Genomic DNA, 12,540 nt, shown 5'->3' on the forward strand with positions numbered 1-12,540 from the left:
CACCACGGACGTCGCGCCTCGTGCGGCAGAGCAGCCGGCCGCCGGCCATCGGCGTCCTAGACGTCGTACTTGTATCCCAGCCCTCGCACCGTCACCAGCGTCGAGGGGCGTGACGGATCGGGCTCGATCTTGGCGCGGAGCCGCTTGACGTGGACGTCGAGCGTCTTGGTGTCGCCGACGTAGTCCGAGCCCCAGACGCGGTCGATGAGCTGACCCCGCGTGAGCACCCGCCCGACGTTGCGGAGGAAGAGCTCCAGCAGCTCGAACTCCTTCAGGGGCAGCCGGACCTCGTCGCCGTCGACGGTGACCACGTGCCGGTCGACGTCCATCCTGACCCGGCCCACCTCGAGGGCGGTGTCATCGGCGGCACCCTGGTCGGCGCCGCGGCGGAGGACCGCCCGGATCCGGGCGACCAGCTCGCGAGGGCTGTACGGCTTGGTGACGTAGTCGTCGGCGCCGAGCTCGAGACCGACCACCTTGTCGACCTCGGAGTCCTTGGCGCTCACCATGATCACCGGCACCGACGACGACGCACGGAGCTTGCGGCACACCTCGGTCCCGCTGATGCCGGGGAGCATGAGGTCGAGGAGGACGATGTCGGCTCCGGTGCGGTCGAACTCCTCGAGCGCCGCGTAGCCGTCGGTCGCGACGGCCACCTCGAAGCCCTCCTTGCGCAGGACGTACGACAGCGCGTCGATGTAGCTCTCCTCGTCCTCGACGACGAGCACTCGGGTCATGGGCGTGCCTCCTGGGCGGACGGGCGTACCGGGGTCTGGGCGTCGGACGAGGCGGATGCGTCGTCGTCGAGGTCGCGCGTGCGGGCCGCGGCGGGGAGCACCAGCGTGAACGACGAGCCGTGGCCGGGCTCGCTCCACACCTCGACGGCACCGGCGTGGCTGGCGGCGACGTGCTTGACGATCGAGAGGCCGAGCCCCGTACCACCCGTGCTGCGCGCCCGTGCCGGATCCACGCGATAGAAGCGCTCGAAGATCCGCTCGATCTCCGCCTGGGCGATGCCGACGCCCTGGTCTCGCACGGCGATGCGGACCTCGTCGTCGACGCGGGCGGCGTCCACGGTCACGCTCGTGCCCTCCTCGGAGTACGCGATGGCGTTCTCGACCAGGTTGTTGACCGCCTGGAGCAGCTGCTCGCCGTCACCGTGGACGTACAGGTCGTCGGCGCTGCGGACGGCGACGTCGATCCCCCGGGCCTCCGCGTCGACCGCGTTGCGCTCCACCGCCGCGGCGACCAGCGTCGCGACGTCGACCTCGTGCGGGTCTTCGACCAGGGCGTCGCCCTGAAGGCGGGAGAGCTCGATGATCTGCTGGACGAGGCGGGTGAGGCGAGCGCCCTCGCGCTTCATCCGTCCGCTGAACCGGACGACGGCTTCCGGGTCGTCGCGAGCCTCGCCGACGGCCTCGGCCAGCAGGTTGAGCGCCCCGACCGGGGTCTTGAGCTCGTGACTCACGTTGGCCACGAAGTCGCGGCGGATCATCTCCACGCGCCGCTCGGAGGTCCGGTCCTCGACGAGCACGAGCACCAGGCGCGAGGTGAGCGGAGCGACCCGGACGAGCACGTGCCGCTGACCGCCGCGTCCCAGCCCGAGAGCGAGCTCCTCCGTACGGACCTGACCGTCGCGCCGGACGAGCCGGACCATGTCGCGGAGTGTCTCGTGCTCGAGGCGGGTGTCCTGGAGCAGACCCATGGCGTGCGCCGGGGCGGAGGCCCTCACCACCCTGTCGGCGGCGTCGACGATGACCGCCGACGAGCGCAGGACGGCAAGGACGGCCTCGGCGCCGGCCGGGACCTCGGGCTCGGGCCGGGCCGGGATGTGCTCCTGCTGCCGCTCGCTGTAGCGCCACGCCCACAACACCCCGGCCCCCATCAGAAGGCCTACGGCGGCGCCGAACGCGAACGCGATGTCCGGTTCCACACCTCGATCGTACGCAGGGGCCCTGATCCTTGATGAACGTGCGGGGCGACCGACGGGGTCGTTCGTCCAGAGTTCACCGCTCGTTCATCGCAGGTCGGTGACGGTTCACCTGGACTCCCTAGGGTCCGAGCATGCGCGACTTCTATGACGACCGGCTGGATGCGCTCGACGCCGACCTCGTGGCGATGACCACGGCGGTGCGCTTCTCGCTCGCTCGGGCGAGCGCGGCCCTCCTCGACGGGGACCTCGGCGCGGCCGAGCTGGTCATCAGCGGAGACGCGGTGATCGACGCCGCCCGTGAGTCGTGCGAGAGCGATGCGATCTCCCTGCTCGCGACTCAACAGCCGGTGGCCACAGACCTCCGTCGCGTGGTGGCCGGGTTGCGGATCGCCGGTGACCTCGAGCGCATCGGTGACCTCGCCGTCCACGTCGCGGAGCTCGCCCGCATGCGCATGCCGGAGCTGGCGGTCCCTGCGGAGGCCCGACCGACGGTGGCGGAGATGGCCCGGGTCGCCGGCGGCATGCTCGAGTCCGTCGCGATCGTGCTCGGAACCCACGACCTCGACGCCGCGGCCGCGCTGCTCTCGGCCGACGACGAGATGGACAGTCTCTACCGGACGATGTTCCACCGGCTGCTCGGCGACGGCTGGACCGGTGGGGTGGAGTCGGCGGTCGACGTCGCGCTCCTCGCGCGCTACTACGAGCGGACCGGCGACCACGCGGTCTCGATCGCGCGCCGCGTGGTCTACCAGGTGACCGGCGAGGTGCCTCAGGTCTGAGCGTCGGGTCCTCCGCAACCGTCGGCGGTCAGCGCATGCCGATGATGGTGTAGAGCGCGACGAGGCCGAGCACCACGATGCAGGCACGGAGCAGCAGCGACGGGAGACGCCGCCCGATGCGGGCGCCGAGGTACCCGCCCACCAGCGAACCCGCGGCGACGAGTCCGACGGCGGTCCAGTCGATCGGGTGCGTCCCACCGCCCCAGGTGGCGACCACCACGTACGTCGTCGCCGAGACCACGTTGACCCCCAGCACGAGCACGTTCTTGAGCGCGTTCATGCGCTGCAGCGCCAACGGCAGCAGCATCCCCAGGAGCCCGATCAGGAGGATCCCCTGGGCAGCGGCGAAGTAGCCCCCGTAGATCCCGCACGCGAACACCGTGACCAGCGCGGCAAGACTGCGCGGCCGGCTCATCGCGTCGAGCGCGACCTCGTCGACGCCGCTGGCCTCGCGCCGCGCCTTGAGCCACCTCTGGAGCGGCGGCTGCGCGACGACCATGACCAGCGCCACCACGAGCAGCACCGGCACCACCGCGATGAACGTGTCCTCGGGAAGGTTCAGCAGCAGGTACGCCCCGACGAGCGAGCCGAGGAGGGAGGCGGGCAGGAACCTTCTGACGAGGAAGCCCTGCCCGGCGAGCTCTCGCCGGTAGCCGAACGAGCCGGTGATGTTGCCGGGCACCAGGCCCACCGCGTTGCTCATCGTCGCCGTCACCGGCGGCACCCCGAACGCCACGAGCGTCGGGAAGGTGATCAGGGTCCCCGAGCCGACGATCGTGTTGATGACACCCGCGCCGACCCCCGCGAGGAGGACCAGCGCCATCTCGACGCCGGACAGGTGTCAGCGCCCCTGGTTGGCGACCGCCTCGGCCGCGGCGCGAGCCGCCTCCGGGTCGAGGTAGCGGCCGCCCTTGGTGAGCGGCCGCATGTCCTCGTCCAGCTCGTACAGCAGCGGCATCCCGGTCGGGATGTTGAGGCCGACGACGGCCTCCTCGGACATGTCGTCGAGGTGCTTCACGAGCGCCCGCAGCGAGTTGCCGTGCGCCGCCACCAGGACCGTCCGCCCCAGCCGCAGGTCGGGGACGATCGCGTCGTACCAGTACGGGAGGAACCGGTGGAGCACGTTGGCGAGCGCCTCCGTACGCGGCCGGACCTCCGGAGGGAGATCGGCGTAGCGGACGTCGTGGAACTGGCTGAACTCGGCGTCCGCGTCCAACGGCGGCGGCGGCACGTCGTACGAGCGCCGCCACTTCATGAACTGCTCCTCGCCGAACTCCTCCAGCGTCGCCTTCTTGTCCTTGCCCTGGAGCGCCCCGTAGTGGCGCTCGTTCAGCCGCCACGACCGCCGCACCGGGATCCAGTGGCGGTCGATGCCGTCGAGGGCGATCTGGCCGGTGCGGATCGCGCGGCGCAGCAGCGACGTGTGCATCACGTCGGGGAACAGACCGGCCTCGGCCATCAGGAGTGCCGCGGCGCGGGCCTCGGCCTCACCCTTCTCGGTGAGGTCGACGTCGACCCAGCCGGTGAAGAGGTTCTTCTTGTTCCACTGGCTCTCGCCGTGGCGCAGCAGGACGAGGGTGTAGGCACTCATGCGCTCACCCTAGCGACGACGGCTCCGCCCTGAGCGGAAGACCTTGCCGCCCGGGCGCGCGATCGGCCAGGCTCGAGACATGCGCCTGCTCATCCTCGGAGGGACCCACCACGTCGGCCGCGCCGCCGTCGAGGCCGCGCTGGCCCGTGGCCACGACGTCACCACCGTGACCCGGGGCACCAGCGGATCGCCCGCGCGGGGTGCCGACGCCCGGTACGCCGACCGCCGCGACGCCCGAGCCTTCGCCGACGCGCTCGCCGGTGAGACGTGGGACGCCGTCCTCGACACCTGGTCGGACGAGCCGAGCGTGGTGCGTGACTCCGCACGGCTGTTGGCCGATCGCGTGTCGCACTACGGCTACGTCTCCAGCCGGTCGGTCTACGCCTGGCCGCTCGTGCCGGGGGCCGACGAGAGCGCTCCGGTCGTCGACGGCGATCCCGACGCCACCACCGCCGACGACTACGGGGCGGCGAAGCGAGGCGCCGAGCTTGCGGTCCTCGACGCGTTCGGCGACCGTGCGCTGCTGGCGCGGGCGGGGCTGGTGATCGGCCCGTACGAGGTCGTCGGCCGCCTTCCCTGGTGGCTGCGGCGAGTCGCTGCGGGCGGGGACGTGCTCGCTCCCGGCCCGGGCGAGCGACCGCTGCAGTACGTGGACGGACGGGACCTCGCGGGGTGGATGCTCGACCGCGCCGAGACAGCCGGCCGGGGCGGCGAGGGTGGAGGCACGTACAACGTGGTCAGCCCTCCCGGGCACACCACGACGCGTGAGCTGCTCGAGTCGTGCCTGGCCGTGACGGTGGCGGACGCGACCCTCGTCTGGGTGCCGGCCGAGGTGCTCCTGGAGGAGGGTGTCACCGGATGGGTGGACCTACCGATCTGGGTGCCCCCGACCGGGGAGCTGGCCGGGCTGCACGACGGTGACACGTCGGCTGCCCACGCGGCCGGGCTGCGGTGCCGGCCGGTCCAGGAGACGATCGCGGACACCTGGACGTGGTTGCGAGCCGAGGGTCCGACGGCGTCGCCTCACCCCGAGCGCCAGCCTGCGGGGATCGACGCGGAGACCGAGGCGCGGATCCTCGCGCGGGTGCGGGGCTGAGCGGGCCTGAACGGGCCGCACGGCACCGGCAGCCCTGGGCCGAGTCCTTCTCGAGCAGATGACGGAACGCCTCCAGGTTGCGCGTCGACTCACCGCGCGAGAGCCGCCACTCCCACTCCTTGCGGATCGAGCTGGCGAACCCGAGCTCGAGGATCATGTTGAACGAGTCGTCGGCGTAGGTGAGCACCGATCCGAGGACGCGGTCGACCTCGTCCTCGGTGATGGCGTGCAGCGGGAGGCGGCCGTCGAGATAGATGTCGCCCGCGCTGTCGACGGCGAACGCCACGGCGTACATCCGCAGGTTGCGCTCGAGGAGCCAGCGGTAGACGGCCTCGTGGTTCTCGTCGGGGCGCCGCGCGACGAAGGCGTGGATGCCGAGCGCGTGGTCACCGACCTCGAGGCGGCAGGTGGTCTGGAGCTTGCGGACGCCGGGCAGCGTGACCTCGAAGACACCCGGCCGGAACTCCGTGTGCTCGAGCTCGGCTGCTGCCAGAGCGCTCCTGATCGTCGCGGCGACCGCCCATGGCGCGCCCTGCTCGTCCGGCTCCGTACGACCGTCCACGGCCTCCCCTTTCGCTGCGTTACTGACCGACGGCGGTCGGCAACGGCAGAGGCTGGCCGACCGCGTCCTCGTAGACCGCGAGCGTACGCTCGGCCGTCACGTCCCAGCCGAAGCGCCGCGCGTGGTGCACGGCGGCCTCCCGCATCGAGGCGTGCAGTCCCGACTGGTCGAGGACCTGGGCGAACGCCGCCGCGTAGTCGACCGGCTCGTGCCCGTCGACCAGCAGCCCGGTCACACCGTCGTGGACGGCGGTCGTCAGACCACCGACCTTGGCCGCCACCACCGGGGTGCCGCACGCCTGCGCCTCGATCGCGACCAGGCCGAAGGACTCGTTGTGCGAGGGGACGCAGACGATCGACGCCGCGGCGTACCAGAGCGCGAGCCGGTCCTGCGCGACCGGCGGGACGAACCGGACGCGGTCGGAGATGCCGAGTGCGGCAGCGAGCTCGAGGAGGACGGTCGGCCGGTCGATCCCGCTGCCGGAGGGCCCTCCCACCACCGCGACGACGGTGCGGTCGCGACGAGCGCCCGCCATCAGGTGCGCGGCGGCCTCGAGCACGACGTCGGGGGCCTTGAGCGGCTGGATACGGCCGGCGAACAGGATGACGTCGGCGTCCTGCGGCAGGCCCAGGGCCACCCGTGCCGCGACCCTGTCGGTCGGCCGGAAGCGGTCGAGGTCGACGCCGGGATGGACGACCGAGACCCGCTGCGGGTCGGCGGCGTACCGCGTGACCAGCTGGTCGCGCTCGTCGGCGGTGTTGGCGATCAGCCGGTCGGCGGAGGCGACGAGCTGCTCCTCCCCTGCCACCCGACCGGCCGGCTCGACGAGGTCGCCGACCGCGAGGTTGGCGTTCTTGACCTTGGCCATCGTGTGCATCGAGTGGACCAGCGGGACACCCCACCGGTCGGCGGCGACCTGCCCCACCTGGCCGGACAGCCAGTAGTGCGAGTGCACGACGTCGAACCACCCGGCCGGCCGCGTGGCCTCGGCGCGCAGGACGTCGCGGGCGAACGTGCACAGCTGGGCCGGGAGGTCCTCCTTGGGAAGCCCTTCGAACGGACCCGCCGGCACGTGGCGGACCGTGACGCCCGGGAGCGCCTCGGTGACCGGAGGCTGCTCGGAGGACGTCGCCCGGGTGAAGATCTCCACCTCCACCGAGCGGGCAGCCAGCTGACGCGCCAGCTCCAGCACGTACACGTTCATGCCGCCGGCATCGCCGTTGCCGGGCTGCTCGAGCGGCGACGTGTGCGCCGACACCATGGCGACACGACGGACGTGGAGGGCTGTCACGCCTCCATCCTAGGCAGGCGTTCCAGGCCCCGAGCGGGACTCCCCGCACCGTCGGACGCCCCCCGTGGCAGCATCTGAGGCATGCAGGAGAGCACCGCCGAGAACCGGCGCACCGCGGTCGTGACCGGAGCGAGCAGTGGGATCGGAGCCGCCACCGCTCGGCGTCTGGCCGCCGACGGCTTCCACGTGCTCTGCGCGGCCCGCCGCGCCGACCGGGTCGAGGCGCTGGCCAATGAGATCGGCGGCACCGCAGTCGTGTGCGACGTCACCGACCAGGCGTCGGTCGACGCGCTGGCCGCAGCGGTCGGTCCCGAGCTGGCCGTCCTGGTCAACAACGCCGGTGGCGCCGTCGGCCAGGAGCCGATCGAACGGACCAGCCCCGAGGCGTGGCAGCAGATGTACGACTCCAACGTCATCGGCACGCTGCGGGTGACCAAGGCCCTCCTCCCCGCACTGCGCGCCAGCGGCGCGGGCACCGTCCTCAACGTCGGATCGATCGCCGGCCACCTCGCGTACGAAGGGGGCGCCGGATACACGGCGGCCAAGCACGGTGTCGCGATGATCACCGAGACGCTGCGCCTCGAGCTCAACGGCGAGCCGGTCCGGGTCACCGAGATCGCGCCGGGGATGGTGCACACCGACGAGTTCTCTCTCGTCCGCTTCGGCGGCGACCAGGCGCGGGCCGAGGCCGTCTACGAGGGCGTCGCGGAGCCCTTGACCGCCGACGACGTGGCCGACGCGATCAGCTGGATGGTCACGCGCCCGCAGCACGTCAACATCGACCTCATGGTCATCAAGCCGATCGCGCAGGCGGCGCCGTGGAAGGTCTCACGCACCTGAGCCGGTGACGCGAGGAGCCCCTCGTAGGCTTCTCGTACGCGCCAACGCCGTCGCGACCCCGAGAGAGGTGCCATGCCCGTCGAGCGACTGATGCCGAGCGAGGAGTCCGAGGACCTCATCGCTCTGACCCGAGCGATCGTCGACAAGGAGCTCCGTCCCCGGGTGGACCAGGCCGAGCGCACCGCGACCTTCCCCCGCGAGGTCTTCCGGACGCTCGGACAGGCCGGCCTGCTGGGCCTGCCGTACCCCGAGGAGTACGGCGGCAGCGGGCAGCCGTACGAGGTCTACCTGCAGGTGGTCGAGGAGATCGCCACCGCGTGGGCGTCGGTCGGTGTCGGGACCAGCGTGCACGCACTCTCGTGCTTCGGGCTGTTCACCGCGGGCACCGACGAGCAGAAGGCACGGTGGCTCCCGGACATGCTCGGCGGCGACCTGCTCGGCGCCTACTGCCTCTCAGAGGCGCACGCCGGCTCGGACCCGGCAGCGATGCGCACCCGCGCGGTGCGCCACGGCGACGAGTACGTCATCGACGGCGCGAAGGCGTGGACCACCCACGGGGGCGAGGCCGACTTCTACAAGGTCATGGCCCGGACCTCCGAGGGCGGTCGCGGGATCTCCTGCTTCCTCGTGCCCGCAGACACGCCAGGGCTGTCGGTCGACAACCCCGAGGACAAGATGGGCCTCATGGGCTCGACCACCGCGACGATGCTCTTCGACGGAGTCCGCGTCCCGGTCGAGCGCCGCCTCGGCGCCGAGGGTCAGGGACTTCCGATCGCGCTGGCCGGGCTGGACTCGGGCCGCCTCGGGATCGCCGCGGTGGCGACCGGCGTTGCGCAGGGCGCGCTCGACGTCGCGCTGGCGTACGCGCGAGAGCGCGAGACCTTCGGCAAGCCGATCATCGAGCACCAGGGCCTGGCCTTCCTCCTCGCCGACATGGCGGCCGCCGTCGAGTCGGCCCGCGCGACGTACCTCGCCGCAGCGAGGCTCAAGGACGCTGGGCGCCCGTTCCGCACGCAGGCGTCGATCGCGAAGCTCGTCGCCACCGACAACGCGATGAAGGTGACCACCGACGCCGTCCAGGTGCTCGGCGGCGCCGGCTACACCAAGGACTTCCCCGTCGAGCGCTACATGCGCGAGGTCAAAGTCATGCAGATCTTCGAGGGGACCAACCAGATCCAGCGGCTCGTCATCGGCCGCGACCTCGCACGCTAGGAGAGACATGGACCTCGTCAACACCGCCGCCGTCGTCACCGGTGGAGCCTCGGGCCTCGGTGCCGCCACCGTGGCTGCCCTCGCTGAGCGCGGCGCCACGGTCTTTGCCCTGGACCTCGCGGGCTCCATCGAGAAGGCCCCTGCGGTGGAGGGCGTCACGTACGTCGAGACCGACGTCACCGACCCCGCCTCGGTTCGCAACGCGGTGACCGCCGCGACCTCCGGCGGCGCCCCGCTGCGGACGGTCGTGAGCTGCGCAGGGATCGGCCCCTCGGCGCGGATCCTCTCCAAGCGCGGCCCGCACGACCTCGACCTCTTCGCCAAGGTCGTCCAGGTCAACCTGGTCGGTTCCTTCAACGTGATGACCGTCGCCGCCGAGGCGATCGCGGCCACGGAGGCCGACGAGGACGGCCAGCGCGGGGTCATCGTCAACACCGCGTCGATCGCCGCGTACGACGGTCAGATCGGCCAGGCGGCGTACGCGGCGTCCAAGGGCGGCATCGTCGGGCTGACGTTGCCCGCCGCGCGTGACCTGGCGCAGTACGGGATCCGGGTCTGCACCGTCGCCCCGGGCATCGTCGACACCCCGATGCTCGCGACCGTGTCGGACGAGTTCCGCGCCGGTCTCGCCGCCGGCGTGCCGTTCCCGCAGCGGCTCGCGAGGCCGTCGGAGTTCGCCGACCTGGTGACGATGATCGTGGAGCACGACTATCTGAACGGCGAGGTCATTCGGATGGACGGAGCCCTGCGGATGGCTCCTCGCTGACCGCCGCCGAGTCCGCGGGGGTCTCCGCGCCCTCTGGGCCCACCGGGGTCTCCGCGGGACGACGCCGTGGCAGGAACGCCACCGGGATCACCGCGAGCAGCAAGAGCACCCAGGCGACCCAGAAGGTCTGCGCGAATGCCTCACCGGCGTCGGCGAGGACCGCGTCCACGGCGGCCTGACCACCCAGCTGCGGGATGATCTCCGGGTTCTGCCAGGAGCCCACCACGGCGTACCAGATGCGCTGTGTCGGCAGCCAGGCCGTCAGCAGGACCGACATCACGGCGACGCCGACCGAGCTCGCGATCTGCTGGTTGATGTTGATGAGCGTCGTCCCGCGCGCGACCTCCTGGTGGGAGAGCGACTTGAGGGCCGAGGTGAACACCGGCATCATCGTCGCGCCCATGCCGAGACCCATCACGAACAGCGCCGCGATGATCTTCCAGTAGGCGGTCTCCGAGGTGATCTGAGTCAAGGGGAACAGCCCGACGAGGATCCCCAGGAACCCGAACGGGACGATCCGCCCCACCGGGATCCGGTCGACGAGCCGGCCGGCGATCGGCATCGTGAGCATCGCGCCGATGCCCTGCGGCGCGACCAGCAGACCGGCGTCGAGCGTCGACTCCCCGCGGACCTGCTGGAAGTAGGTCGGGACCAGCAGCAGGCTCCCGAAGAACGCCGCCACGAACAGGAACATCACGATCACCGAGATGGTGAGGTTGCGGTGTCTGAACAGCCGGAGGTCGAGCAGCGGGTGCTTCGGGCGGAACGAGTGCCGGACGAAGGCCAGCATGAGAGCCGCGCCGACGAGCATCGGGATCCAGACCCGCGTGTCGGCGACCGTCCCCTTCTCCGGGATCGAGGAGACGCCGAACAGGAACAGCGCGAGCCCGGGCGACAGCAGCAGCATGCCGAGGAAGTCGAACGACTCCGACGGCTCCGGCCGGTCTCCCGGCAGTGCGAACCACGCGTAGACGAGCGTCGCCACGCCGATCGGGAGGTTGATCAAGAAGATCCAGTGCCAGCTCGCGTGCTCGATGAGCCAGCCGCCGACGATGGGGCCGAGGATCGGACCCAGGAGCATCGGGATGCCGAGGATCGCCATCAACCGACCCATGCGGTGCGGGCCGGCGGCACGGGTCAGGATCGTCATCCCGAGGGGCATGATCATGCCGCCGCCGAGGCCCTGGAGGACCCGGAAGGCGATCAGGGTGTTGATGTCCTGAGCAGCCGCGCAGAGCACCGAGCCCGCGGTGAAGAGGGCGATGGCGGCGATGAAGAGCCTCTTGGTGCCGAACCTGTCGGCCGCCCACCCGGTCAGCGGGATCACGGTCGCCAGAGCGAGGGTGTAGGCAGTGACGGTCCACGCGACGTGCGAGTACGCGAGCGGGTCGGCCGCCGAGCCGAACTCTTGCTGGAACGTCGGCAGGGCGACGTTGACCACCGTGATGTCGAGGATCGACATGATCACCCCGAGGATCACCACTCCGGCGATCTTGAGGACCGCGGCGTCGATGTTCTCCGGGTAGTCGGGCGTCTGCGAGGTCGAGCGCTGCGTGTCGGTCATGTGGTCTGCCTTCCGTGACAGGTCGGCACCCCCCGGTGTCGCACCGTCCACAGTGACCCCTGGCACCGACAGATGTCATCGGAATTTGCGGAGAGCGAACACGAGAGCCACGTCACACCGGGCCGGATGGAGCGACCGTTGTGCCCCTCTCGGTAAGATGGACGATGCTCCGCGCCGTGCGTACTGTCCGGCGCCTCTCCCACGCAAGGACCGAACGCCAGCGCATGCCCATTCGCTCTGACCTCCGCAACGTCGCCATCGTCGCGCACGTCGACCATGGCAAGACCACACTCGTCGACGCGATGCTCCAGCAGCAGGGAAGCTTCGACGAGCACCACCAGCTGGCAGAGCGCGCGATGGACTCCGGTGACCTCGAGCGCGAGAAGGGCATCACGATCCTCGCCAAGAACACCGCGGTGCAGTACGCCGGCCCTGGCGCGCCCGAGGGCGGCGTCACGATCAACATCATCGACACCCCGGGGCACGCCGACTTCGGTGGCGAGGTCGAGCGCGGGCTCTCCATGGTCGACGGCGTGGTGCTCCTCGTCGACGCGTCCGAAGGTCCCCTGCCGCAGACGCGCTTCGTGCTCCGCAAGGCGCTGCACGCCAAGATGCCGGTCGTCCTCGTCGTCAACAAGGTCGACCGTCCCGACGCCCGCATCAGCGAGGTCGTCGAGGAGGCGCTGGCGGCCGTGCGCGGCGACTCGGGCGGCGGGCGACGCTCGTTCTCCGCGGGCATCAGCCGCGTGGTGACCGAGGTGGAGGCGTTCCCGGACGCGTACGCCCGCGCCCGCAAGGCGGTCGACGTCGGCCGTCGGATGAAGGGTGACGGCTCGACGACGTACTTCGACCGGCTCGGGGTCCGTCGCCTCCTGTCCCAGGTCGAGGACCAGGGCGAGCTCGACG

At 71.3% G+C, this 12,540-nt stretch carries 12 protein-coding genes and 1 pseudogene; 6 read left to right on the forward strand and 7 right to left on the reverse strand.

Annotated features, from left to right (window positions below; genetic code table 11):
* Nucleotides 1-56 precede the first annotated feature (56 nt).
* Together PV363_RS02510 and PV363_RS02515 are read right to left on the reverse strand one after the other, a co-directional pair.
* Nucleotides 57-737, reverse strand: a complete 681-nt coding sequence (locus PV363_RS02510; protein ID WP_220343367.1) for a response regulator transcription factor — start codon at nt 735-737, stop codon at nt 57-59.
* Nucleotides 734-1,933, reverse strand: coding sequence for an ATP-binding protein (locus PV363_RS02515; protein ID WP_301021613.1), 1,200 nt, complete (start codon nt 1,931-1,933; stop codon nt 734-736). The genes PV363_RS02510 and PV363_RS02515 overlap by 4 nt, the downstream gene beginning before the upstream one ends.
* 131 nt (nt 1,934-2,064) lie before the next feature.
* Between PV363_RS02515 and phoU the strand changes: the two genes are divergently transcribed.
* Entirely contained in the window at nt 2,065-2,712 is a 648-nt protein-coding gene (gene phoU / locus PV363_RS02520; RefSeq protein ID WP_220343366.1) for a phosphate signaling complex protein PhoU, read from the forward strand.
* Between the two features lie 28 nt (nt 2,713-2,740).
* Here phoU and PV363_RS02525 read toward each other — a convergent pair whose 3' ends face one another.
* Together PV363_RS02525 and PV363_RS02530 are read right to left on the reverse strand one after the other, a co-directional pair.
* Complete coding sequence (locus PV363_RS02525; RefSeq protein ID WP_301021614.1) at nt 2,741-3,535, reverse strand: sulfite exporter TauE/SafE family protein; 795 nt, start codon at nt 3,533-3,535, stop codon at nt 2,741-2,743.
* 18 nt (nt 3,536-3,553) lie between these two features.
* Nucleotides 3,554-4,303 carry a phosphoglyceromutase gene (locus PV363_RS02530; RefSeq protein ID WP_220343364.1) on the reverse strand — a complete coding sequence of 250 codons (750 nt, stop codon included), beginning with the start codon at nt 4,301-4,303 and terminating at the stop codon, nt 3,554-3,556.
* A 79-nt stretch (nt 4,304-4,382) separates the two neighbouring features.
* Between PV363_RS02530 and PV363_RS02535 the strand changes: the two genes are divergently transcribed.
* Nucleotides 4,383-5,399, forward strand: coding sequence for an NAD-dependent epimerase/dehydratase family protein (locus PV363_RS02535; protein ID WP_301021615.1), 1,017 nt, complete (start codon nt 4,383-4,385; stop codon nt 5,397-5,399).
* 52 nt (nt 5,400-5,451) lie between these two features.
* Here PV363_RS02535 and PV363_RS02540 read toward each other — a convergent pair.
* Together PV363_RS02540 and mshA are read right to left on the reverse strand one after the other, a co-directional pair.
* Nucleotides 5,452-5,904 (reverse strand): annotated as a pseudogene (locus PV363_RS02540) (YbjN domain-containing protein); the annotation flags it as partial.
* Between the two features lie 76 nt (nt 5,905-5,980).
* Nucleotides 5,981-7,222 (reverse strand): D-inositol-3-phosphate glycosyltransferase, encoded by a 1,242-nt coding sequence (gene mshA, locus PV363_RS02545; protein WP_301021618.1) that lies wholly within the window; start codon nt 7,220-7,222, stop codon nt 5,981-5,983.
* 111 nt (nt 7,223-7,333) lie between these two features.
* On the opposite strand from mshA, the gene PV363_RS02550 reads away from it, so the two are divergent.
* From PV363_RS02550 to PV363_RS02560, 3 genes are all read left to right on the forward strand, one after another.
* Nucleotides 7,334-8,092, forward strand: a complete 759-nt coding sequence (locus PV363_RS02550; RefSeq protein WP_220343362.1) for an SDR family oxidoreductase — start codon at nt 7,334-7,336, stop codon at nt 8,090-8,092.
* Nucleotides 8,093-8,164: 72 nt separating this feature from the next.
* Nucleotides 8,165-9,304 (forward strand): acyl-CoA dehydrogenase family protein, encoded by a 1,140-nt coding sequence (locus tag PV363_RS02555; RefSeq protein WP_220343361.1) that lies wholly within the window; start codon nt 8,165-8,167, stop codon nt 9,302-9,304.
* A gap of 7 nt (nt 9,305-9,311) precedes the next feature.
* A complete protein-coding gene (locus PV363_RS02560; protein WP_220346040.1) occupies nt 9,312-10,070 on the forward strand; it encodes an SDR family NAD(P)-dependent oxidoreductase in 759 nt (252 codons plus the stop codon).
* Here PV363_RS02560 and PV363_RS02565 read toward each other — a convergent pair.
* A complete protein-coding gene (locus PV363_RS02565) occupies nt 10,030-11,634 on the reverse strand; it encodes a DHA2 family efflux MFS transporter permease subunit (protein ID WP_301021616.1) in 1,605 nt (534 codons plus the stop codon). The genes PV363_RS02560 and PV363_RS02565 overlap by 41 nt on opposite strands.
* A 224-nt stretch (nt 11,635-11,858) precedes the next feature.
* Between PV363_RS02565 and PV363_RS02570 the strand changes: the two genes are divergently transcribed.
* A partial coding sequence (locus PV363_RS02570) for a GTP-binding protein (RefSeq protein WP_301021617.1) occupies nt 11,859-12,540 on the forward strand: 682 nt, incomplete at its 3' end.

It is taken from the genome of Mumia sp., from assembly GCF_028803055.1.
GTDB lineage: Bacteria > Actinomycetota > Actinomycetes > Propionibacteriales > Nocardioidaceae > Mumia.